The organism is Gordonia sp. YY1 (assembly GCF_009872315.1).
Taxonomy (GTDB): domain Bacteria; phylum Actinomycetota; class Actinomycetes; order Mycobacteriales; family Mycobacteriaceae; genus Gordonia; species Gordonia amicalis.
The window spans coordinates 117,156-141,038 of the sequence record NZ_WXYI01000002.1; the positions used below are offsets into that span (position 1 = coordinate 117,156).

General features: G+C 69.3%; 20 protein-coding genes. 18 read left to right on the forward strand and 2 right to left on the reverse strand.

Annotated elements, in window-relative coordinates:
- Window positions 1-16 precede the first annotated feature (16 nt).
- From mraY to BPODLACK_RS03815, 16 genes are all read left to right on the forward strand, one after another.
- Window positions 17-1,114, forward strand: coding sequence for a phospho-N-acetylmuramoyl-pentapeptide-transferase (gene mraY / locus BPODLACK_RS03740; protein WP_024500378.1), 1,098 nt, complete (start codon window positions 17-19; stop codon window positions 1,112-1,114).
- Window positions 1,107-2,702, forward strand: coding sequence for a UDP-N-acetylmuramoyl-L-alanine--D-glutamate ligase (gene murD / locus BPODLACK_RS03745; protein ID WP_159404754.1), 1,596 nt, complete (start codon window positions 1,107-1,109; stop codon window positions 2,700-2,702). Before mraY ends, murD begins: the two co-directional genes overlap by 8 nt.
- Window positions 2,699-4,546: a putative lipid II flippase FtsW gene (ftsW, locus tag BPODLACK_RS03750; protein ID WP_159404755.1), complete on the forward strand. Its 1,848-nt coding sequence runs from the start codon at window positions 2,699-2,701 to the stop codon at window positions 4,544-4,546. The genes murD and ftsW overlap by 4 nt, the downstream gene beginning before the upstream one ends.
- Before the next feature lie 74 nt (window positions 4,547-4,620).
- Window positions 4,621-5,829 carry an undecaprenyldiphospho-muramoylpentapeptide beta-N-acetylglucosaminyltransferase gene (gene murG / locus BPODLACK_RS03755; protein ID WP_159404756.1) on the forward strand — a complete coding sequence of 403 codons (1,209 nt, stop codon included), beginning with the start codon at window positions 4,621-4,623 and terminating at the stop codon, window positions 5,827-5,829.
- A 32-nt stretch (window positions 5,830-5,861) separates the two neighbouring features.
- Window positions 5,862-7,469: a UDP-N-acetylmuramate--L-alanine ligase gene (gene murC, locus BPODLACK_RS03760; RefSeq protein WP_159404757.1), complete on the forward strand. Its 1,608-nt coding sequence runs from the start codon at window positions 5,862-5,864 to the stop codon at window positions 7,467-7,469.
- Window positions 7,466-8,167 carry a cell division protein FtsQ/DivIB gene (locus BPODLACK_RS03765; protein ID WP_159404758.1) on the forward strand — a complete coding sequence of 234 codons (702 nt, stop codon included), beginning with the start codon at window positions 7,466-7,468 and terminating at the stop codon, window positions 8,165-8,167. The genes murC and BPODLACK_RS03765 overlap by 4 nt, the downstream gene beginning before the upstream one ends.
- A 259-nt stretch (window positions 8,168-8,426) precedes the next feature.
- On the forward strand, window positions 8,427-9,599 hold the full coding sequence (gene ftsZ / locus BPODLACK_RS03770; protein ID WP_024500372.1) for a cell division protein FtsZ: 1,173 nt from the start codon (window positions 8,427-8,429) through the stop codon (window positions 9,597-9,599).
- A 5-nt stretch (window positions 9,600-9,604) separates the two neighbouring features.
- The gene (gene pgeF, locus BPODLACK_RS03775; RefSeq protein WP_159404759.1) at window positions 9,605-10,327 is read left to right on the forward strand and encodes a peptidoglycan editing factor PgeF; all 723 of its coding nucleotides are present in this window, start codon (window positions 9,605-9,607) and stop codon (window positions 10,325-10,327) included.
- Between the two features lie 26 nt (window positions 10,328-10,353).
- Window positions 10,354-11,118, forward strand: a complete 765-nt coding sequence (locus BPODLACK_RS03780) for a YggS family pyridoxal phosphate-dependent enzyme (protein ID WP_159404859.1) — start codon at window positions 10,354-10,356, stop codon at window positions 11,116-11,118.
- 115 nt (window positions 11,119-11,233) lie between these two features.
- Complete coding sequence (locus tag BPODLACK_RS03785; RefSeq protein WP_024500369.1) at window positions 11,234-11,950, forward strand: cell division protein SepF; 717 nt, start codon at window positions 11,234-11,236, stop codon at window positions 11,948-11,950.
- Window positions 11,951-12,006: 56 nt separating this feature from the next.
- On the forward strand, window positions 12,007-12,348 hold the full coding sequence (locus BPODLACK_RS03790; RefSeq protein WP_024500368.1) for a YggT family protein: 342 nt from the start codon (window positions 12,007-12,009) through the stop codon (window positions 12,346-12,348).
- Window positions 12,349-12,648: 300 nt separating this feature from the next.
- Entirely contained in the window at window positions 12,649-13,464 is an 816-nt protein-coding gene (gene wag31, locus BPODLACK_RS03795) for a DivIVA-like cell division protein Wag31 (protein WP_159404760.1), read from the forward strand.
- 33 nt (window positions 13,465-13,497) lie between these two features.
- Window positions 13,498-14,298, forward strand: coding sequence for a hypothetical protein (locus tag BPODLACK_RS03800; protein WP_159404761.1), 801 nt, complete (start codon window positions 13,498-13,500; stop codon window positions 14,296-14,298).
- A gap of 325 nt (window positions 14,299-14,623) precedes the next feature.
- A complete protein-coding gene (gene ileS / locus BPODLACK_RS03805; RefSeq protein ID WP_159404762.1) occupies window positions 14,624-17,827 on the forward strand; it encodes an isoleucine--tRNA ligase in 3,204 nt (1,067 codons plus the stop codon).
- Between the two features lie 86 nt (window positions 17,828-17,913).
- Window positions 17,914-19,113: an NAD(P)/FAD-dependent oxidoreductase gene (locus BPODLACK_RS03810; RefSeq protein ID WP_159404763.1), complete on the forward strand. Its 1,200-nt coding sequence runs from the start codon at window positions 17,914-17,916 to the stop codon at window positions 19,111-19,113.
- 8 nt (window positions 19,114-19,121) lie between these two features.
- Entirely contained in the window at window positions 19,122-20,030 is a 909-nt protein-coding gene (locus BPODLACK_RS03815; RefSeq protein ID WP_159404764.1) for an RNA polymerase sigma-70 factor, read from the forward strand.
- A gap of 22 nt (window positions 20,031-20,052) precedes the next feature.
- On the opposite strand, the gene BPODLACK_RS03820 is transcribed toward BPODLACK_RS03815, so the two are convergent.
- A complete protein-coding gene (locus tag BPODLACK_RS03820) occupies window positions 20,053-20,754 on the reverse strand; it encodes a TetR/AcrR family transcriptional regulator (RefSeq protein ID WP_159404765.1) in 702 nt (233 codons plus the stop codon).
- A 119-nt stretch (window positions 20,755-20,873) separates the two neighbouring features.
- Here BPODLACK_RS03820 and BPODLACK_RS03825 point away from each other — a divergent pair, with 119 nt between their 5' ends.
- On the forward strand, window positions 20,874-21,329 hold the full coding sequence (locus BPODLACK_RS03825) for a nitroreductase family deazaflavin-dependent oxidoreductase (protein WP_006438684.1): 456 nt from the start codon (window positions 20,874-20,876) through the stop codon (window positions 21,327-21,329).
- Between the two features lie 70 nt (window positions 21,330-21,399).
- On the forward strand, window positions 21,400-22,899 hold the full coding sequence (locus BPODLACK_RS03830) for a DNA polymerase IV (protein WP_051995454.1): 1,500 nt from the start codon (window positions 21,400-21,402) through the stop codon (window positions 22,897-22,899).
- A gap of 26 nt (window positions 22,900-22,925) precedes the next feature.
- Here BPODLACK_RS03830 and BPODLACK_RS03835 read toward each other — a convergent pair whose 3' ends face one another.
- On the reverse strand, window positions 22,926-23,882 hold the full coding sequence (locus tag BPODLACK_RS03835; RefSeq protein WP_096274092.1) for an asparaginase: 957 nt from the start codon (window positions 23,880-23,882) through the stop codon (window positions 22,926-22,928).
- Window position 23,883: the final 1 nt, after the last annotated feature.

The following is a 23,883-nucleotide window of genomic DNA, read 5'->3' on the forward strand; positions in this document are numbered from 1 at the left end:
ACACGAGGGCAACACGGTGACCCAGATCCTTCTCGCGGGTGCGATCGCGATCGCGGTGTCGATCCTGCTGACCCCCGTGCTCATCAAGGTGTTCTCCCGTCAGGGATTCGGCCAGGAGATCCGGGTCGAGGGTCCCCAGAGCCATCAGACCAAGCGCGGCACACCGTCGATGGGCGGCGTCGCGATCCTGGCCGCGCTGTGGGCGGGTTACTTCGGTTCGCACCTGGTCGGCCTGTTCACCGATGCCGGCAACGGCCCCACGGCGTCGGGTCTGCTCGTGCTGGGACTGGCGACCGCGCTGGGCATCGTCGGCTTCCTCGACGACATCATCAAGATCCGCAAGCACCGCAACCTGGGACTGAACAAGACCGCCAAGTCGATCGGGCAGTTCATCGCCGCGATCCTGTTCGGCATCCTCGTGCTGCAGTTCCGCAACGACTACGGCCTCACCCCGGCCAGCACCCACCTCAGCTATGTGCGCGACATCAACGCCATCGGCCTCGGCTCGGTGGTCTTCGTGATCTTCTGCTGGCTGGTGGTCGCCGCCTGGTCCAACGCGGTGAACTTCACCGACGGACTCGACGGCCTGGCCGCCGGTTCGATGGCGATGGTCCTCGGGTCCTATGTCCTCGTGACGTTCTTCCAGTTCGTCAACGCCTGCGCCGGCGGCGCCAAGCCGCCCAGCGACATCCCGACCGGGTGCTACCAGGTCCGCGACCCACTCGACCTCGCGATCATCGCGGTCGCCGGCGGCGGTGCGTGCCTCGGCTTCCTGTGGTGGAACGCCGCACCGGCCAAGATCTTCATGGGTGACACCGGTTCGCTGGCGCTCGGCGGCATGCTCGCCGGTCTGTCCATCACGACCCGCACCGAACTCCTCGCGGTCGTCATCGGCGCGCTGTTCGTGGCGGAGATCATGTCGGTGGTCATCCAGATCGCCTTCTTCCGCACCACCGGCCGCCGGGTCTTTCGAATGGCGCCCTTCCACCACCACTTCGAACTGGGCGGATGGGCCGAGACCACGGTGATCATCAGGTTCTGGCTGCTCACGGCCATCGCCTGTGCGCTGGGACTGTCCCTGTTCTACGGAGAGTTCCTGACCACCAATGGCTGATCCGCTCACCGCCGAGAACCCCACGCCGGGCAGCGACCCGCTGGGGCTGACCGGCCGGACCGTGGTGATCGGCGGGGCGGGTACCGCCGGCATGTCCGCGGCCCGGTACCTGGTGACCCGCGACGTCCACATCGTGCTCGCCGACGACCGGTTCGCCTCGCGGAACGCCGAGGCCGCCGCCCGGGAAGCGGCCGTGCGTGCGGTGGCGGGGGTCGCGGATCTGCTCTCGCAGGGTGCGGAGGCGGTCGCGATCGCCGATCTGCTCGCGGACCCGTCGTGGACCGCTGACGCCGCGGTCGTGATCGTGTCACCGGGGTTCGCACCCACGCACGACCTCGTCGGTCAGGCCGCGGCGGGCGGCATACCGGTGTGGGGTGAGGTCGAACTGGCCTGGCGTGTCGACGCCGCGGGACTGCTCGGCGAGCCCCGCACCTGGCTGGTCGTCACCGGCACCAACGGAAAGACCACGACCACCTCGATGCTCGCCGACATCGTCGAGCGTTCCGGCCGCGCCGGCGCGGCATGCGGCAACATCGGCCTGCCGGTCCTCGACGCCATGCGGGCGACGCCCCGCGTCGACGTGCTGTGCGCCGAGTTGTCGTCGTTCCAGCTGCACTGGGCGCCGTCGGTCCGCCCGGCCGCGGGGGTGGTGCTCAACGTCGCCGAGGACCACCTCGACTGGCACGGCACCTTCGACGCCTACGCGATCGCCAAGGCCGGCGCGCTGCGCGGCGACATCGCGGTCGTGGGTCTCGACGACCCGGTCGCGTCGGGCCTGCCGGGCGCGGGACGCCGTGTCGGCTTCACTCTCGGCCCGCCGCAGGACGGTCAGCTGGGGGTCGAGGACGGCCATCTCGTCGACCGTGCCTTCGGTGCCGGTCGCCTGCTGCCCGCCGACGCCGTGCATCCGGCCGGTCCATCAGGTGTGTCCGATGCCCTCGCCGCCTCCGCACTCGCCCTCGCGATCGGTGTCGGGCGCGACGCCGTCGAGGCGGCGCTGACCGACTTCCGGCCGGCCGCCCACCGCGGCGAGGTCGTGGCGACCCGCGACGGCGTCCTCTTCGTCGACGACTCGAAGGCCACCAACCCCCATGCCGCCCAGGCGGCGGTCGCCGCCTACGACCGCGTGGTGCTGATCGCCGGCGGCCTGCTCAAGGGTGCGTCGATGGACGGGATGCTCACCGCGGTCGGCGATCGGCTCGCCGGGGTGGTCGCCATCGGGCGGGATCGTGACCTGGTCGTCGAAGCGATCGTGCGACACGCCCCAGAAGTCCCAACAGTCACAGTATTCACAGGGGACGATGGCACGGTGAACGTGCATCGCCAGGGTCAGACCGAACCCGTCCTCTCGTCGACACCATTCTCGTCGTCGGCAGAAGCCTCGGAGTCAGACAGCGCCGTCGCCGTGATGGACCGGGCGGTCGCCGAGGCATGGGAGCTCGCCGCAGCGAGTGACCCGACGCCCGACGCGGTGCTCCTCGCACCCGCCGCGGCCTCGCTGGACATGTTCGCCGGTTACGGCCGGCGCGGTGACGCGTTCGCGCACGCCGCCCGGGACATCGCCGGCACCTCCTCGTCCTCGCGGTGAGTCGCGTGAGCAGCGACAAGACCGCGGTCGACGCCGCGGCGGTGGACGACGGCGACCTCGACGATGCGACGGACGACGTGACCGACGGCGAGAACCCGTCCGGTGCGGCGCGGAACACGGCGTCGGAGCGCGCGTCGGCACGGTCGAGGCCGGGCGCGGACGTCTCGGCGGCGGCCTCGACCGCCGCCTCCGTCACCGCCTCGCTGCCGGCGCTGATCATCGACGCCGTCCGGAGCCTCCTGGCCCGACCGCTGGCCTCATATCAGCTGGTCCTCACGATGGCGTTCATGCTGACGGCCTTCGGTCTGGTGATGGTGCTGTCGGCGTCGTCGGTCGAGGGGTACTCGCAAGAGGGATCGTCCTACGGGCTCTTCACGACGCAGGTCATCTTCGCCGGGCTGGGTCTCATCGTCTTCTATCTGATGCTGCGGGTCCCCGTCCGACTGCTCCGGCGCTTCGCCGCGCCGTCGATGGCCATCGCGATCCTGCTGCTCGGGCTGGTGCTCATTCCCGGTGTCGGCACGCTCAGCCAGGGCGCGCGGCGCTGGTTCGTCATCTCCGGCGTGTCGGTGCAGCCCTCGGAGCTGGTCAAGGTGGCGCTGTGTATCTGGGGTGCGCACCTGCTGGCGTCGCGGCGACGTGACAACGCGTCGATCAAGGAACTCCTGATCCCGCTGGTTCCGGTCGCGATGCTGGTCTGCGTGCTGATCATCCTCGAGCCGAACCTCTCGACGACGATCACCATCGCGATCATCGTCGGCGCGATGCTCTGGTTCGCCGGTCTGCCGATCAAGGTCTTCTCGGCGTTCGCCGTGTCCGGTGTGATCCTCGCGGTGATCCTCGCCCTCGCCGAGGGATACCGGTCGCAGCGCGTGATGAGCTTCCTCGGCGGCATCGACGATCCTCAGGGTGCCGGCTACCAGGCGCGCCAGGCGACCTATGCCCTGGCCAACGGCGGAGTGTTCGGTGTGGGCCTCGGTCAGTCGAGCGCCAAGTGGAACTATCTGCCCAACGCGCACAACGACTTCATCTTCGCCATCATCGGCGAGGAACTCGGCCTCCTCGGCGGGCTGCTGGTGGTGTTCCTCTTCGTCCTGCTGGGTTACATCGGGTTCCGTATCGCGCACCGCTCCACCGATCCGTTCCTGCGCCTGATGACGGCGACCATCACCGTGCTGATCCTCGCGCAGGCGTTCATCAACATCGGCTACGTGATCGGCCTGCTGCCGGTCACCGGTATCCAGCTGCCGCTCATCTCGGCCGGCGGTACCTCGACCCTGACCGTGCTCGCAATGCTCGGTCTCCTGGCCAACGCCGCACGACACGAGCCGGAGGCAGTCGCGGCGCTCACCGCCGGAACACCGGGCCGGCTGGCCCGTGTACTGCGGCTCCCGACACCGGTGGGCTACCGGCAGTCGCGAGCGGAGACCCTGCGCGATCGTCTCGACCAGCGCCGGTCGTCGGGCGGCCGGACGCCCGGACATCCGGGTGCGTCGGGACGGCCTCGGGCGACCGGACGAACCGGGGCGCCGAACCGTCGCGGACGACCGGCCGAGCCGGCTCCGAGCCGGGGTCGTTTCACGATGCCGTGGAACCGGGCGAAGTCCGCCGAACCGGCACCCGCACGCGGTGCGTCGACGCGGCGCCCTGCCACGGGTGGCCGCACCCGACCTGCGCCGTCGACACGAGCGGGCGTCGACTACCGTGGCGGGTATCCCGGCGCCGGCAGTGCACGTCGCTCGGCGTCACCGGGATGGCGGGCGGGCGCGCATCAGCCGCGTACGCCGCGGTCCGCCGATCCCGGGCGCGATCGGCCGACACACGGCCGTGTGGGACGCCGCTGATCCGGTGTTCGCGGTACGGATCTCGCTGCGCGGGACAGACGTGCACAGTGGCTGGAGATGGAGTGACAACGCCGGTGAATTCGGGTGCAGCACAATCTGATACGACGGGAGGCCCGGGTGGCCGGCCGTTGTCGGTGGTCGTTGCCGGCGGCGGGACCGCCGGCCACATCGAACCCGCGCTCGCCGTGGCCGATGCGATCACCCGTATCGACCCCACGGCCCGCGTCACCGCGCTCGGGACCAACCGCGGACTCGAGGTCGACCTGGTGCCCGAGCGGGGATACGACCTCCGGTTGATCCCGCCGGTCCCGTTGCCGCGCAAGCCCGGGATGGATCTCGCCAAGACCCCCGGCCGGCTCGTGTCCTCGGTCGCCGCGACCCGGAGGGTGCTCGCCGACGTGGACGCCGACGTCGTCATCGGCTTCGGCGGGTACGTGTCGGTCCCGGCCTACCTCGCCGCGCAGATGCACCTGCGGCGACGCAACCGCATCCCGATCGTCATCCACGAGGCGAACGCCTCGGCGGGCATCGCCAACAAGTTGGGCGCCCGGTTCGCCGACCGCGTCCTGGCCGCCGTCGACGGCTCGGGACTCGATGCGACCGTCGTCGGCATGCCCGTCCGCGGTGTCCTCACCGAACTCGACCGCCCGGCCCTGCGTGCCAAGGCCCGGCACTACTTCGGCCTCGACGAGGACGCCCCGACCCTGCTCGTCTTCGGTGGATCCCAAGGCGCGCAACGTCTCAACGATGCGGTGTCGGGGGCGGCCGAGGCTCTTGGTGAAGCGGGCGTCGGAGTCCTGCACGCGTACGGACCCAAGAACTCGATCGATCCGGTGATCGTCGACGGCGCGCCGCCGTACCGCGGTGTCGGCTATCTCAAGCGGATGGATCTCGCCTACGCCGCAGCCGATCTGGTGATGTGCCGGTCCGGGGCGATGACCGTCGCGGAGGTCTCGGCGACCGGTCTGCCCGCGATCTACGTGCCGCTGCCGCACGGCAACGGCGAACAGCGGCTCAATGCGCTACCCGGCGTCGAGGCCGGCGGTGGACTCATCATCGAGGACTCGGCGGTGAACCCGGAGTGGGTGGCACGTGAGGTGCCGGCACTGCTGCACGACGCGGAGCGGCTGCGGAAGATGTCGGCGGCCGCCGCGGGTACGGGTCATCGCGATGCCGCCGCGGCCGTGGCCGACGCCGCTCTCGAACTCGCCCGCGGGTTCCGTGCGGCCCGGAGGCCGTCGCGCCGGGCGTTTCGATCCCACCGATCGGCCGTCGAACAGTGACAATCGGACGGGACGGTGCGGGAGGTGACGACATGAGCGAGGGGACGACCGTGGGAACCGGAGGACTGCCGCCGCAGCTGGCCCGCGTGCACATGGTCGGCATCGGCGGCGCCGGGATGTCCGGGCTCGCGCGAATCCTGCTGGCCCGCGGTGGTCAGGTGTCGGGCTCCGATGCCAAGAACAGCCGCGGAATCCTCGAACTCCGCACCCGTGGAGCCCGCGTCCAGGTGGGGCACGATCCGTCCGCACTCGACCAGATCCCGGGCGGGCCGTCGGTGGTGGTGACCACGCATGCCGCGATTCCCAAGACCAACCCCGAGCTGGTGGCCGCCCGGTCGCGGGGCATCCCGATCCTGTTGCGCCCCCGCGTGCTGGCCCAGCTCATGGAGGGCGACCGGACACTGCTGCTCGCCGGGACCCACGGCAAGACCTCGACCACCTCGATGGCTGTCGTCGCGCTCCAGCACGCCGGCAGCGACCCGTCGTTCGCCATCGGCGGGGAGCTCAACGAGTCCGGCACCAACGCCCATCACGGTGGCGACCCCGTCTTCGTGGCCGAGGCCGACGAGAGCGACGGTTCGTTGCTCGAATACACCCCCGACGTCGTCGTCGTCACCAACATCGACGCCGACCATCTCGACTTCTTCGGGTCGATCGAGGCCTATGTGGAGGTGTTCGACAAGTTCACCGAACGTATCCGGACCGGCGGCACCCTCGTGGTGTGCCTCGACGACCCCGGATCGGCCGCACTGGCCGGACGTGTCTCCGACGCCCTGGCCGCGCGCGGGGTCACGACCGTCGGCTACGGCCGCGGGACCCACGCCGGGCTGGCGCCGGTGGTGCCCAACGTGGCGACGCTGCTGTCCTGGGAGCCGCGCGGCACCGGGGGAGCGGCACGGGTCCGGTTCACGACGCCGGTGACCGGCCCCGCCGACGAGGCCGGCACGGTCGTCGACCGTGAACTCGTGCTCCCGCTTCCCGGAGAACACATGGCGCTCAACGCCATCGCCGCGGTGATCGGCGCCGTCCGGATGAACGGTGCCGACACCGGCACCGACTTGGTCGGGGCCCTCGACCGAGTCCTCGCGGGGATCGGCGCATTCGGCGGCGTCCATCGCCGTTTCGAGTTCCGCGGACGCCGGGGCGGCGTCGAGGTCATCGACGACTACGCCCACCATCCGACCGAGGTGCGGTCGGTGCTCTCTGCGGCCCAGGCGATGATGGCCGCACGGGTCGGACCCGACGCGCCGCGCGGCCGTGTCATCGCGGTCTTCCAACCCCACCTGTACTCCCGCACTCTCGAATTCGCCGACGAGTTCGCCGCCGCTCTCGACCTCGCCGACACCGTGGTCGTCGCCGACGTCTACGGCGCCCGCGAGGCGCCGATCCCGGGTGTGAGCGGGCGGACGATCGCGGACCAGCTCACCTCGCCGTCGGTGTTCGCACCGGATCTGTCGCGTCTGGCCGGTCAGGTCGCCGAACTCGCCCGGCCCGGCGACATCGTGCTGACCCTGGGCGCCGGCGACATCACCATGCAGGGACCCGAGATCCTCGCCGCCCTCGGCGGGAACACCGGGAACGACGCCGTGCACGAGAACGGTGAGGGCTCCGGAAACGGGGACCTCACGGGAGTGCCGTGATCCGCTGGCCGACCCGCCGCCGGTCGCGCCTGATCCTCGGCACCCTCATGGTCGTCGCCGCCGGGGTCGGGCTGGTCCTGATCGCCTATCTGACCCCGCTGATGTCGGTGCGCAACACCGACATCCGGGACAACGGTTCGGTCCCGGCCGACGAGATACTCCGCGCCGCCGCCGTCGCACCGGGCACCCCGCTGCTCCAGGTGGACACCCGAGCCGTCGCGCAGCGGGTCGCCACCATCCCGTCGGTCGAATCGGTCCGTGTGCAGCGGTCCTACCCGTCGTCGCTGACGATCACCGTCGTCGAGCGGATGCCGGTGGTGATCGTGACGAGCGGGGACGAGGTCCACGTCCTCGATCGTTCGGGGGTGTCCTTCCTCCACTATGTCCGCGCCCAGGGCGTGCCGCCCGAGGTGCTCAAGCTCCCCGTGCTCGAGACCCCGAATCCCGGCCCGGCCGATCCCACCACCCGGGAGGCGATCACCGCGGTCGCCGGACTCCCGGAATCGCTGGCGCGGCAGGTCATCCGGGTGACGGCGACCTCGCCAGTCGACATCGAGTTCATCCTCACCGAGAGCCGGCGGGTCGTGTGGGGGGACAGCGACCGGGGAGCGGAGAAGGCGCGAACCCTCACGTACCTGTTGAGCCGCGACGCCAAGATGTACAACGTGTCGAGTCCCGAATTCCCGGCGTACAAATGATCCCGGCGGTCTCCGTCGGCCGGAGCGGCGCCAGATTCGTTGACGATCGGCCGGATTCACCGAAATTCGGGTGCGACTTCCCGACACGCCGGGCGCTGTTGTGGATACCGGGGCCCGCGATGCCTAGCGTCATCTCCACAACGAACTACTTGACATAACTCTAAATCTATGGTTCAGGTTTAGGGTTTTGCCAGCACCTGGCGCTGAGAAATCAGCACCCGAAACACAGAGCACGATCCATTACGAGGAAGGCGAGCGCATGACGCCACCGCACAACTACCTGGCCGTCATCAAGGTCGTCGGCATCGGCGGCGGCGGCGTGAATGCCGTCAACCGCATGATCGAGCAGGGGCTCAAGGGAGTCGAGTTCATCGCGATCAACACCGACGCGCAGGCCCTGCTGATGAGCGACGCCGACGTCAAGCTCGACGTCGGTCGCGACTCCACCCGTGGCCTGGGTGCCGGCGCCGACCCGGAGGTCGGCCGACGCGCCGCCGAGGACGCCCGCGACGAGATCGAGGAACTCCTCAAGGGTGCGGACATGGTCTTCGTGACCGCGGGTGAGGGTGGCGGCACCGGTACCGGCGGTGCTCCGGTCGTCGCGCAGATCGCCCGCAAACTCGGCGCGCTCACCGTCGGTGTGGTCACCCGCCCGTTCTCCTTCGAGGGCAAGCGTCGCGGGGGACAGGCCGAGGCGGGCATCACCGCCCTGCGTGAATCCTGCGACACACTCATCGTCATCCCGAACGACCGCCTGCTGCAGCTCGGCGACGCCCAGGTGAGCCTCATGGACGCGTTCCGCAGCGCCGACGAGGTGCTCCTCAACGGTGTCCAGGGCATCACCGATCTCATCACCACCCCGGGTCTGATCAACGTCGACTTCGCCGACGTGAAGGGCGTCATGAGTGACGCCGGCAGCGCGCTGATGGGTATCGGTTCCGCCCGCGGCGAGGACCGCGCCAAGAAGGCGGCGGAGTCGGCCATCAACTCGCCGCTGCTCGAGGCGTCGATGGAAGGCGCCCGGGGCGTGCTGATCTCGATCGCCGGCGGAAGCGACCTCGGACTGTTCGAGATCCACAACGCGGCGACCCAGGTCCAGGAGGCGGCCCACGAGGACGCCAACATCATCTTCGGCACCGTGATCGACGACAACCTCGGCGACGAGGTCCGCGTCACCGTCATCGCCGCCGGATTCGACGGCGGCACCCCGAAGAAGCGTTCCGACGTCCCGGCCGCGTCCGGTCGCACGGCCGTCGGCCAGGGACAGGCCGGTGCGGTCTCGGCGCCGCCGAAGAACGACCCGCTCTTCGGCGACATGCCGAAGGGCTCGGGTGACCCCTTCGGTGGCGAGCGTGAGCCGGAGCCCCCGCGTCGCAACACCGTGCACCTCGACGACGACGACGTCGACGTGCCGTCCTTCATGAAGCGCTGACCCGCATGCGGGTTCGTCGTGTGGTCACCACGCGTGCCGGCGGCGTCTCGGTGGCACCGTATGACTCGTTCAATCTCGGTGACCACGTCGGAGACGACCCGGCGGCGGTGGCCGCCAACCGGAATCGTCTGGCCGAGCAGATCGGGTTGCCCGCATCGTCGGTCGTCTGGATGGAACAGATCCACAGCCGGAATGTGACCGTGGTCGAGGGACCCGTCGACGAGCCGGTCCCCGCGACCGACGCGCTCGTGACCACCACGCCGGGTCTCGCGCTCGCGGTGCTGTCGGCCGACTGCGTGCCGGTGCTCCTCAGCGACGACGAGGCCGGGGTGATCGCCGGCGTCCACGCCGGCCGCATGGGCGCTCGCGTCGGCATCGTGCGCGAGACCCTGAAGGTGATGGTCGAACTCGGTGCGCGCGTCGAGTCGATCGGTGCGTTCCTCGGGCCGGCGGCCTCCGGTGAGCAGTACGAGGTGCCTCCGGCGATGCAGGCCGACGTCGAGAAGCATCTGCCCGGAAGCGCCAGTCGCACCAAGAAGGGCACCGCCGGTCTCGACCTCCGAGCGGGCCTGCGCCGCCAGCTCCTCGAGGCCGGGGTCGCCGGGGTCGCGGTGGACCCGCGCTGCACGATCTCGGACACGAGCCTCTTCAGCCACCGGCGTGGCGCGCCGACCGGCCGCCTGGCATCGGTGATCTGGATGGACGAGAGTGCGCCGGACGGGGAGTAGACCCCCGGTGCTCCACGCGGAGAATGATGGGGGACATGAACGACTCTTTCGATGACGCACGCACCGCCGAGCTGTCCGGGCGTCTCGACGCGGTGCGCGAGCGACTCGACGCAGCCATCGCATCCGCGGGCCGTCCGGCGGGTTCGTGTGCGCTCATGGTCGTCACCAAGTACTTCCCGGCCGACGACGTCCGGCGGTTGCTGAGGCTGGGGGTCCGATTGTTCGGCGAGTCCCGTGAACCCGAGGCCGGACGGAAGGTCGCCGAGGTGCTCGCCGACTGGAGTCCGGCCGATGTGGCCGACGTACCGGTGTTCGACATGATCGGCACGGTCCAGTCGAAAAAGGCCCGTAGTATCGCGCGCTGGGCGCGTGCGGTGCACTCGGTGGACCGTCCGAAGGTGGTCGACGCCCTGGGGCGGGCCGCGCGCGCCGCGCTCGACGAAGGGGAGCGGGCCGAGCCTCTCGGCGTGCTGCTCCAGGTGAGTCTCGACGGAGACCCGCAGCGTGGTGGAGTCGTCGAGGTCGATCTTCCGGCACTCGCCGAACAGGTGTCGAACGACGATGCGCTGACGCTGCGCGGCCTCATGGTCATCGCTCCGCTCAGTGGCGAGCGGAAGCACTGGATGGCCGAATCCGCCCGTATCCACAACGCTTTTCGCGAGCAGTACGCCGACGCCGTCGAACTGTCTGCGGGAATGTCCGGTGACATGGAAGAGGCGGTTGAAGCCGGGTCGACATGCGTGCGTGTCGGAACCGCGATCATGGGCGAGCGGCCGCTACTCTCTCAGTAATCACATTGGTAACACCAGAACCAAGTGACACAGACATCTCAACAAGCTCAGTGACATCAGATGCACCATCCGGCGGGGTTGCACACACCGGCGTCGCACGACAGAGAGGCCGACAATGACCACGATGCAGAAGTTCAAGGCGTATTTCGGCATGGTGCCGCCCAGCGAGTACGAGGACGACTACCTCGAGGAGTCGGGCTCGGCGCTGCGTGTCCCGTCGCGTGAGCGCGCCTACCGTGACGACTACTACGGCGACTCCTCCTACGACCCCGGCTACGAGCCGTCGCTCCGCGATGTCGGTTTCCGCGACGCCGGCTACCGCGACGAGATGGCCTACGACGACCGTCGTTTCGACGGCGGATACGAACTCGCCGGCGACTTCGCCCCCGAATTCGCCTACGCCGGACCGCGGCCCGCCCCCGAGGCGCCGATGCGTTCGGCAGCTCGCCTCGAGCCGCTGCAGCGTTCGTCGAGTGCCGGCCTGCGTGCCGCCTCGTCGCGACCGATGAGTGCCGAGCACCGGGAACTCGAGCGCGTCTTCGCCGACGGCCCGCTGCAGAAGATCACCACCCTGCGCCCCTCGGACTACGGCGAGGCCCGCACGATCGGTGAGCGCTTCCGCGACGGCAACCCGGTCATCATGGACCTCGTCGACATGACCAACGACGACGCCAAGCGTCTCGTCGACTTCGCCGCGGGCCTGGCCTTCGCGCTCCGCGGTTCCTTCGACAAGGTCGCGACCAAGGTCTTCCTGCTGTCGCCGGCCGACGTCGACGTGTCGCCCGAGGATCGGCGCAAGATCGCCGAGACCGGCTTCTACAACCACGCCTGATGCTGGTGGGCACCCTCGGTTCGCATCGTTCGGTGCTCTTCAGGCAATCTTGACGCGTGGCTGCGATTCTGTTGGGCGTCCTGTATTACGTCCTGTTGGTCTTCTGGTTGCTTCTCCTGGGCCGGCTCGTCGTCGAGTTGGTGCGGACGTTCGCCCGTGAGTGGCGACCCACCGGGGTGGCGGTGGTGATCATCGAGACGGTGTTCACCCTGACCGACCCGCCGATCAAGGCGTTGCGCCGCATCCTGCCGCCGATCCCGCTGGGGCCGATCCGCCTGGATCTGTCGCTCATGATCGTCATGCTCGTCGTCATCATCGCCATGAATGTCGTCAACGGTCTCCGCGCCGACGCGGTCGCCGAGTCGCTGGCCACCGCACTGGTTCTCACCCGCTCCTAGTCCGCCCGCGGCTCGGCCCCCGGCGCCCCTCCGACCCGAGTACCTTGAGGTACGGCGATGAACTACCGTTGGTGGTCGTCTTCAGATGTCCCTGCCGAATCGGACAGTTTCGATCCGGCCGAACATCAAGGGTGCAACCTACGGTTCGCATGTGACAGGATTGGACGCCAGTTACTATTTTTGACTGGTATGAATAGTTAGTGACAACCTGTATTGGTCGAACGACTCACGTCGCGCGACCCGGGTTGGACGGCACGCCAACTGAACACAAGCTCCACCACAGACACGAGGGGAACCGACATGCGGCTGACTCCAGCTGATGTGCACAACGTCGCGTTCAGCAAACCGCCTATCGGTAAGCGCGGCTACAACGAGGATGAGGTCGATCAGTTCCTCGATTTCGTCGAGGCCGAGCTCGCCCGGCTGATCGAAGAGAACACCGACCTGAAGCAGCGCGTCGAGGAGCTCGAGGGTGAGCTCGCCGACGCCCGGTCGGGAGCCGGCGCCGCCCCCGCCGAGGAGCGGACCCAGATGTTCGCCAAGCCGCCGGTGCAGGAGCAGCCCGCTCCCGTCCAGCAGCCCGCCGCGCCTGTCGCCAACGACGACGCCAACGTCCGCGCCGCCCGCGTCCTCGCGCTGGCGCAGGACACCGCGGATCGCCTGACCGGCAGCGCACGCGCCGATGCCGACGCGATGCTGGCAGATGCGCAGACCCGCGCCGACACGATGGTTTCGGAGGCGCAGAGCAAGTCCGATGCCATGCTCGCCGACGCGCGTCAGCGTTCGGAGGCAATCCTGGCCGACGCGCAGACCCGTTCCGAGGCGCAGCTGCGGCAGGCGCAGGAGCGTGCGGACGCACTCCAGAGCGATGCCGAGCGCAAGCACAGCGAGATCATGGGCACGATCAACCAGCAGCGTGGTGTGCTCGAGGGTCGGATCGAGCAGCTCAAGACGTTCGAGCGTGAGTATCGCACCCGCCTGAAGACCTACCTCGAATCGCAGCTCGAGGAGCTGCAGCAGCGCGGCAGCGCGGCACCGGTCGAGGGTGGTCGTCCCGATCAGTCGTTCTCGAACGACCCGGGCAGCGGCGGTTTCAGCAGCTACTCGCCGAGCTGACCGCGCGCCGGTCATGCACCCTAGGCTGGTGATGTGCTGAGCTTGGCCCTGGGCGCGACCCTCATCGGGTTCGTGCTGCTCATCCTCGGTCTCATCACCGGGACCGTGTGGCTTGCCGTTGCCTGCATCGTCATCTGTCTCCTCGGCCTGGCCTTCCTGCTCGTCGATGTGTTCTCGGGTCGTAACCGGGACGCCGCGCGATCTCTGGAGGACATGGTCCCGGGAGCCGGACGCGAGGACGAGACCGACGACAACGCCGATCGCGAGACGGCTGCCTACGAGCCTCCGTCCTTCGAACCCGGGATGGCCGAACCGTCGGGACCGTCGGCTCCTCGGCCGTCACCCGAGAGTCGTCCGGCGCCGGAACGTCGAGAGGGCAACCTCGAGGACTACCTGCGGTCGGTCGGCGAGCCCGTCGGCCCCGCAGCCGACTCCGGTCCGCCGCCGTCATCGGGTCCGACGCCGGGTGGACAGCCGGCCGCTGGCCGGGCGCCATCGGGGCCGCCGCCGCGTGCGCCCCATCGGACGGCGGGTCCGCAGCAGTCCGGTGGCCGGCCACCCCAGGCTCCCCGGTCGCCGCAGTCCGGTCCGTCCCAGCCCGGTCCACGCGCTCCGCAGTACGGGGCGCCGCCTTCGGGTCCCCAGCCGCAGTACGGGCAGGGGCCTTCCGGACAATTGCCGGGGTGGGGGCAGGACTCCCCGCGATCCGATCCGGCACAGGCCGGCGAACGGCCGCCGGGGGAACAGACCGAATCCCCTGAACCGAGGCCGGGACGGCGACGCGCGCCGGACTTCGATCCGCTCGACCCGAACTGGCGTCCGCCGATCGATTGATCTTGTTCATACGAGGACCTGGTTCTCACCACGATGCACCGCCCGGACGGCGATAGGCGATTCGCCCGTTCGGGCGGTGCGTCGTTACACTGGTTGACGCGTTGATCCGGCCATCACCGGGGAGCACCCGGAAGAACGGCACCGTGAGGCGCTCAGTAGAACCGGGCGGGCGTGGCCCGTCATAGCCACAGGACCGTACGGGGTGACCCGCGCGATCCGATGAGTGGCGCCGGGGTTCCGGCGCAAGCGGGGTGGTACCGCGCAGACCTGACGGTGTGCGTCCCCGTGCCGAGGAGCGACATCATCAGGCACGAGGAGACGAGCCGTGACCAACGCCAACGAGACGGGCGCGAATGCGACCGGGCGTGTGTACCCCAAAGTTGACATGACGGGTGGGACGGGGCGAAGCGCCCCCGATTTCCCGTCCGTGGAGCAGAACGTCCTGAAATACTGGGACGCCGACTCGACCTTCGCCGCCTCCATCGACAACCGTGCCGACGCCGAGGAGTTCGTCTTCTACGACGGCCCGCCCTTCGCCAACGGCCTGCCGCACTACGGCCATCTCCTGACCGGCTACGTCAAGGATGTGGTACCGCGGTACCAGACCATGCGTGGCAAGAAGGTCGATCGCCGATTCGGTTGGGACACACACGGTCTGCCCGCCGAACTCGAGGCCGAGCGGCAGCTCGGGATCACCGACAAGTCGGAGATCGAGAAGATGGGCATGGCGAAGTTCAACGAGTACTGCCGTGACTCGGTTCTCCGCTACACCGGCGAGTGGCGCGACTATGTCACCCGCCAGGCGCGCTGGGTGGACTTCGACAACGACTACAAGACGCTTGACCTCGACTTCATGGAGTCGGTCATGTGGGCGTTCAAGGCGCTCTACGACAAGGGCCTGATCTACCAGGGCTACCGCGTGCTGCCCTACAGCTGGTACGAGCAGACGCCGTTGTCGAACCAGGAATCCAAGCTCGACGACGCCTACCGGATGCGTCAGGACCCGGCGGTGACCGTTCTGATGCCGCTGTCGGTGCCCGAGGGTCCGCTGGCCTCGCTCGACGGTGTCAACGCACTGATCTGGACCACGACGCCCTGGACGCTGCCCTCGAACCTCGCGATCGCGGTCAACCCCGAGGTCACCTACGTCCACGTCAAGGCCGCCGACGGTCGGCAGTACCTGCTGGCCGAGGCGTTGCTGGGCGCGTACGCCAAGGAGATCGCCGAACCCGAGGTGGTCGGCACCCATCTGGGCAAGGATCTCGAGAACCTCTCCTACACACCGCCCTTCGACTTCTTCGTCGGACACCCGAACGCGCACCGGGTGTTGCTCGGCGACTACGTGACCACCGAGAGCGGCACCGGCGTCGTGCACCTCGCGCCCGCCTTCGGTGAAGAGGACATGGAGCTCGCGACCGCCAACGGCATCGAGGTCGTGCAGCCGCTCGACCCGGGCGGCCGTTTCACCTCGCAGGTTCCGCCGTACGAGGGCCAGATGGTCTTCGACGCCAACCCGGTCATCATCAAGGACCTCAAGGCGGCCGGCCGCATCCTGCGACACGAGACCATCGAGCACTCCTACCCGCACTCGTGGCGGTCGGGACAGCCGCTGATCTACATGGCGGTGCCGTCGTGGTTCGTGGCCGTCACCCAGTTCCGCGACCGCATGGTGGAGCTGAACAAGCAGATCACCTGGGTGCCCGAACACATCCGTGACGGCCAGTTCGGCAAGTGGCTCGAGGGTGCGCGCGACTGGAACATCAGCCGCAACCGCTACTGGGGTGCGCCGCTGCCGGTGTGGATCTCCGACAACCCGGAGTACCCGCGCACCGACGTCTACGGTTCGCTCGACGAACTCGAGCGCGACTTCGGCGTGCGCCCGGACAACCTGCACCGGCCTCACATCGACGAGCTGACCCGGCCGAACCCGGACGATCCGACCGGGCAGTCGACCATGCGCCGTGTGCCCGAGGTGCTCGACTGCTGGTTCGAGTCCGGTTCGATGCCGTATGCCCAGGTGCACTACCCGTTCGAGAACCGCGACTGGTTCGACGGTGGGGACTCGGCAGGCGCCCCGCCGCACAACCCGGGCGACTTCATCGTCGAATACAACGGACAGACGCGCGGCTGGTTCTACACCATGCACGTGCTGGCGACGGCCCTCTTCGACCGCCCGGCATTCAAAACCGTTGCCGCGCACGGCATCGTGCTGGGCGACGACGGCCAGAAGATGTCCAAGTCCAAGCGCAACTACCCGGATGTCAACGAGGTCTTCGACCGCGACGGCTCCGACGCCATGCGCTGGTTCCTGATGGCGTCGCCGATCCTTCGCGGTGGCAACCTGGTGGTGACCGAGCGCGGCATCCGGGAGGGTGTGCGTCAGGCGCTGCTGCCGTTGTGGAACGCCTACAGCTTCCTGCAGCTGTACGCGGAGCGTCCGGCGACGTGGCGGACCGACTCCCGGCACGTCCTCGACCGGTACATCCTGGCGAAGCTCGCGACCACGCGGGACGCGATGACCGAGGCGCTCGACGTCTACGACATCGCGGGTGCATGCGACGCCTTCCGCGAGTTCGTCGAGGCGCTGACCAACTGGTACGTGCGTCGTTCGCGGGCACGGTTCTGGGCCGGTCAGGACGAGGACACCGATGCCTTCGACACCCTGTACACGGTGCTCGAAGTGGCCGCCCGCCTCGCGTCGCCCCTGCTGCCGCTGGCGACCGAGGCCATCTGGCGCGGACTCACCGGCGAACGGTCGGTCCACCTGACGGACTGGCCGACCGCCGACGAGCTGCCCGCTGATGCGGACCTGGTGGCCGCGATGGACGAGGTGCAGGCGGTCTGTTCGGTCGCGTCGAGCGTGCGCAAGGCCAACAAGCTGCGTGTGCGTCTCCCGCTGCCCGGTCTGACCGTCGCGTCGCCGACCGCCGCCGCGCTCGAGCCCTACGTCGACCTGGTCAAGGACGAGATGAACGTCAAGGCGGTCACGCTCGCCACCGACGCCAGCGAGTACGGGCGCTATGAGATCGCGGTCAACGCCCGCGCGGCCGGGCCGCGTCTGGGCAAGGACGTGCAGCGCGCCATCAAGGCGGTCAAGTCGGGCAACTGGTCGGTGCAGGCCGGGGCCGACGGTTCCGAGGTCGTCGTCGCCGACGGCATCGAGCTGCACGACGGCGAGTTCACCAGGAAGCTCGTGGCCGTCGAACCCGATTCCACCGCGGAGCTGCCCGGTGGCCGGGGACTGGTCGTCCTCGACACCGCGGTGACCCCCGAGCTGGAGGCCGAGGGCTGGGCGAAGGACCGTGTGCGCGAGCTGCAGGACGCGCGCCGCAACCTCGACCTCGACGTCTCCGATCGCATCACGGTGCGCCTCGTCGTCCCGGCCGAGCGTCTCGAGTGGGCGCAGACCCACGCCGGCCTCATCGCCGGTGAGGTTCTCGCCGTGGAGTTCGACGTCACCGCGGAGGGCGCGCCGGGGTCCCTCGAGCTCGGTGACGGGGTCACCGCCGATGTCGCGAAGGCCGGCTGACCACCGGTTTCGCGGTAGCTGTCACATTTCTGCCGCCGTCGGTGTCTCGAGGATGACCACCTCGAACACCGACGGAAGGCAGAACCATGAACACCACCGACACCACGCAGGAAATCCAGGTAGTCGCACGGACGCACGTGGTCGTCCTCGGCGCGGGCTATGCCGGCGCGATGGCGGCCAACCGGCTCCGGCGCAACCCCGCCGTCGCCGTCACGGTCGTGAACCCGCAACCGTTCTTCGTGCAGCGCATCCGGTTGCACCAGTTCGTCTCGGGAACCGGTGATCCGCTGGTCGGCTTCGACGATGTGCTGGCCGACGACATCCGCGTCGTCGTCGACACCGCCACGCGTATCGACGCCGGTGCGCGCCGTGTGCATCTCGCGTCGGGCGCGCACCTCGACTACGACCACCTGATCTATGCGATCGGTACCCGGCACCGAACCCCGGAGATCCCCGGGGCGGAGCATGCCCTGTTCATCGCCGATTGGGCGAGCGCACAACGGATTCGCGAACGCGTGGAAGGTCTCGGCGCACACGAGATGATCACCGTCGTCGGTGGGGGACTCACCGGGATCGAGGTCGCCGCCGAACTCGCCGAACGTGGGCACGACGTGCGTCTGGTGGGCGGCCGGGGGATCGCGTCATCGGTGGGGGAGCGGGCCCGGAGCGCCACGGAGAAGCAGTTGATCCGACTCGGCGTCGACGTCGTGGACACGGGCCGCGTGGTCGAGATCGGCGAGCGGACCGTCACCGTCGACATCGACGGCGAACGAAACGTACTGCCGAGCGCGGCAACGATTCTCGCCACCGGCTTCGAGGCCCCGGAACTGGCGGCCGACAGCGGCCTGGCGACCGACGAGATCGGCCGCCTGCGCACGGACGCGACCCTGGCCGGCATCGACGACGATCGGATCGTCGGCGCCGGTGACGCGGTCGCGGTCGAGGGCATGCCCCTGAGGATGAGCTGCCAGGCCGCCGAGCCGCTGGGTGCTCAGGCGGCCGAAGCGGTGCTCGCCCGGATCGCCGGTGAACAGCCGAATCCCGTCGACCAGGGTTTCGTCGCGCAGTGCGCCAGCATCGGCCGCCGCTCGGCCACCCTGCAGTTCACGCGTCGCGACGATTCGCCGGCGCGTGCAGTGGTGACCGGTCGTCTCGCGGCCTGGACCAAGGAGCTGGTGTGCCGCGGTACGGTGTGGAACATCCGTCATGAGGCCACCCACCCCGGTGCATTCCGGTGGTTCCGCGGCGGCGACCTGACCACGACGACCGAACCGGCCCTCCGATGAGGAGCACGATGGTGAACAGCAGCGAATCCGACCGTCGAGCAACACGTTTCGCGGAACTTCGGCCGCTGCTGTTCACGGTCGCCTACGAGATCGTCGGGTCCGCGGCCGACGCGGACGACGTCCTGCAGGAGAGCTACCTGAGGTGGGCCGAGGTCGACGACGCCGATGTCACCGACCCGAAGGCCTACCTCGCGAAGATCGTCACGCGCCAGGCACTCAACGCCCTGCGTTCCCGCTCGCGGCGTCGGGAGGAGTACGTCGGCCCGTGGCTTCCGGAGCCGATCCTGCTCGACGACCGCGATCTCGCCGACGACGTCGTACTGGCCGAGTCGGTGTCCACGGCGATGCTGGTGGTGTTGGAGTCCCTGAGCCCCGACGAGCGTGCGGTGTTCGTCCTGCGCGAGGTGTTCGGTTTCTCCTTCACCGAGATCGGGACGATGGTCTCGAAGTCCTCGGCCGCGGTTCGCCAGATCGCGCATCGGGCACGCTCGCATGTCGAGTCGCGGCGGCCCCGTTTCGAACCGGTCGATGCGCAACGTGCCGGCGCGGTCGTCCAGGAGTTCCTCGCCGCCGCGCAGTCGGGGGAGGTCGAGTCCCTCATGACGCTGCTGTCTCCCGACGTCGTGTTCACGGCCGACAGCGACGGCAAGGCCACCGCGGTCAAACGGCCGGTCCGGGGCGCCCTGCCGGTGGCGCGCCTGCTCACCGGATTCGCGCGACTCGGGGCGACGATCGACGACTACCGGGCCGAGGTCGCCGTGTTCAATCACGAGCCGGGCATGTTGGTGTACTTCGACGGGAAACTACAGGGCGCCTTCACGTTCCACATCGTCGACGGTGTGATCGAGCAGATCTACGCGATGCGCAATCCCGACAAGCTCGCCGGGGTGGAGGAGCCGCGGACGATCGCGCGGTGACTGCTCGGCCGGCGTGATGACGTCAATCCGGGTCGGCGAACAACATCGACAGCGTCAGTTCGATCTGTGACCGGAACAGCTCTGCGGGGTGGGCGAAGGTGTCCTTGCCGTACTGGCCGAAGGTCTCCAGGCTGATGGCGCCGACCAGGACCGCCCACAGGGTGGTCGACGCCGCCAGCACGCGGACCGGGGTGTCGATGCCGAACTCGTCGCGGATGGCGGCCATGTCATCGGTGACTTCGATTGCGGGAGTAGGTAGGTCGTCCCGGATGAGACCCTCGGAGTAGGCGGCCGCGCACTCGCGCAGGAGCAGGGCGGGGATGCGCGTACCCGGCTCGATGGTCTGGTCGCCGGGTGCGGTGTAGCCCGGGACCGGACTGCCGTAGAGCAGTGCCCAGCGGGCGGGGTCGGCGAGTGCCCAGTCCCGGGCGGCCTCGGCCGCGGCGAGCAGTCGCTCCCGGCGGCGGGTGGGGTCGACCGTCTCGACCGCCGCGTCGATCGCATCGCCGACGTCGTTGTAGGCCTCGACGAGCAGCATCGTCAGCAGGTCGTCGCGACTGGGGACGTATCGGTAGACCGCCGACGACACGACACCCATCTCGCGGGCGATCGCCCGCAGTGACAGACCCGCTGCGCCGTGGGTGGCGAGATGCTCGCGTCCGAGTCTGCGGATCTCGTCGGTCATCATCGCGCGGTTCTCCGCGCGGCTTCGTCCGGTCGCCATGCGACGATCCTTCCACAATTCGAGAGCAGTGCTCTTGATTTCTACCGCGTCCGGGTGCACACTTGAAACGAGAGCGGTGCTCTCGAATTCTTCCGGCCACCATGAAAGGCGTCGACACCATGACCTCGACCACCCACTACCGCGCCCCCGAGGGCTTCGACAACGTCGTCAACCGCACCGTCCGCTGGCTCGCCGACCACGGCGTCAACCTGGCCGGTGCCCAGAACCTCACCGTCGTCGGTCGCCGCAGCGGTGATCCGCAGCGCGTCCCGGTGAACGTCCTGCGATTCGACGGCGGCGAGTACCTCGTCTCGCCGCGCGGCAACACCCAGTGGGTTCGCAACGTGCGCGCCGCCGGAACGGCCGAACTCAGCCGGGGCCGCCGGCGGACCGTCGTCGCCCTGACCGAGGTCGACGCGGACCGGCGTCCGCCGATCATCGGCGAGTATCTGCGCAAGTGGGGCTGGGAGGTCGGCCGGTTCCTGCCCGAGGGGCTCGGCACCAAGCCGTCCGACGACGACCTCGCGCGCCATGCAGGTTCGATCCCCGTCTTCGTCATCCGTCCTGCTCACTAGACTCGGACGAGTGGTGCGCCCGGATCCCGACTCGACGATCGCCGACGGTTCATCGGTTCCCGAGCGGTGGATGTCCGGCGGGCAGTCGGGTGCCGCGCCGGCGGGCGACGACTCCGAGCGCGGGGCCCGTTGGGTGATGCATCTCGACATGGATGCGTTCTTCGCCTCGGTCGAACAGCTCACCCGGCCCACTTTGCGTGGCCGCCCGGTCCTCGTGGGCGGTTCCGGTGGCCGGGGAGTGGTGGCCGGGGCGAGCTACGAAGCACGGGTGTTCGGAGCCAGGTCGGCGATGCCGATGCATCAGGCCCGACGCCTCATCGGCCCGACCGGCGTCGTCGTACCCCCGCGCGGCGCGGTCTACGGCAAGGTCAGCAAGCGGGTGTTCCGCATTGTTCGCGAAGCGGTTCCGGTGATCGAAACGCTCTCTTTCGACGAGGCGTTCGCGGAACCGGCCGAACTCGCCGGGGCGACGGTCGCGCATGCGCGGGAGTTCGCGGAGATGTTGCGTACCCGCATCCGCACCGAATGCGGACTCGCCGCCTCGGTCGGGCTCGGCAGCGGAAAGCAACTCGCCAAGATCGCGTCGGGAATGGCGAAACCCGATGGCGTGATGGTGATCCCGCCGTCTGGGGAGATCGATTTCCTGCACGAACTGCCGGTGCGCAAACTGTGGGGGATCGGTCCGGTCTCGGGGGATCGCCTCGCACGTCTGGGAATCGACACCATCGGCGACCTCGCCGCGATGTCGCCGATCGAGGTCGCCTCGGTACTCGGCGCCACGGTCGGACCGGCACTGCACCGTCTCGCCCAGGGGGTCGACGACCGACCGGTGGCCGAGCGTGCCTCGGCCAAACAGATCAGCGCCGAGTCGACCTTCGCCACCGACATCGTCGACCTCGACGAACTGCGCAAGGCGATACGAAAAGCCGCCGCCGACGCGCATCGTCGGCTGCTCAAGGACGGGCGCGGCGCGCGCACGGTGGTGTTGAAGCTCAAACGTTCCGACATGTCGATCCTCACCCGGTCGGCGACCACCGCCGCGGCCACGACCGATCTCGACGACCTCGAGCGCACCGCCCAGCGCCTCGCTCTCGACCCGCGGACGGTCGGGTCGATACGGCTTGTGGGCGTGGGCTTCTCGGGTCTCACGGCGGTGCAGCAGTACGCACTGTTCGACGACCTCGACACCTCGCCCGACGAGACGACGCACCACGACACCGCGTCGGCGGGATCCGCCCCGGGATCGTCACCGGAATCCGGTGACGTCGTCGAGGTGTCGGAGACGGTTCACGATCCCACCGCCGACACCGAATCACCCGAACCCGTGCGATTCGCTCCCGGCGGCAATCCGCTGAGCCGGGCGCCGTTCGCTCCCGGCGCCGATGTGGAACACCCCGAGTTCGGTCACGGGTGGGTGCAGGGGAGTGGGCACGGCGTCGTCACCGTCCGCTTCGAGACACGGACCACCGGGCCCGGACGGACGCGCACCTTCGGCGTCGACGACCCCGACCTACGCCTCGCCGACCCGCTCGACAGCCTCGAATGGGATCTCGCCGGCGACGAGGAGTGATCGCCGCGCCGGCCACTCGTGCGGCGTCACGTCCCGGACGCGGAGAAGAACTCGGCGATGGCCTCGGGGCTCGAGCGTGCCGTCAGCAGCGCGATCAGCGCCATCCGGGCCTGCGGCGCACGCAGCCACGGTGACACGATCGCGCCCGCACGATGCAGGTCGACGGCGCCGCCCCCACCGCCGTAGGTCGCCGACACCTCGCCGTACGGCACCCGACTCGTCACCACGACGGTCACCCCGTGCGCGACCGCGAGCACGACCTCGGCGGTGATGTCCGGATGGGTGTTGCCCGAACCCGTCGCGGCGAGCACGATGCCGGCGGCGTTCTGCGCGACCGCGGCCGCGATCAGCCCGGGCGACACGCCGGGATACAGCGCGAAGGTGTCGACTCGCGCGGTCCGGCCGATGGGGATCTCGTCGGTCAGCACCGGACGCGGCAGGTCGGTGCGCACCGAATCGAAGGCGGCGGTGTCGGTCGTCGACACCTTGAACAGCCCGCGGGCCGGCAGGACGCGGCCGCCGGCGACCACGAGGACGCCGCGACCGCGCGACTCCGGGTCGCGGACCGCCGCCAGGGCCGCGCCGAGGTTCCGGGGACCGTCCGCGTGGGGGTGGTCGGCCGGCAACTGCGCGCCGGTGAAGACGACCGGCCGCTCGTCGAGGCAGTAGAGATCCGCCAGGAAGGCCGTCTCCTCCATCGTGTCGGTGCCGTGGGTCACCACCACGCCGTCGACCTCGGGGTCGGCGAGCGCCTCGGCGATGGACCGCACCACCGCGAACTGGTCGGCGACGGTCATCGCCGAACTGTCCACCGACATCAGGTCGACGCTGCGAACGGTGCCCGCGCCGGTGTCCCCGGTCGCCGACAACAGGTCGTCGGCACCGAGCGCGGGCACGGCACCGTCGGCGGTGGTCTGGGCGGCGATGGTGCCACCGGTGGTGAGCAGCACGGTCGACCGGGCGGGCGGCGGATTAGCGGTCATG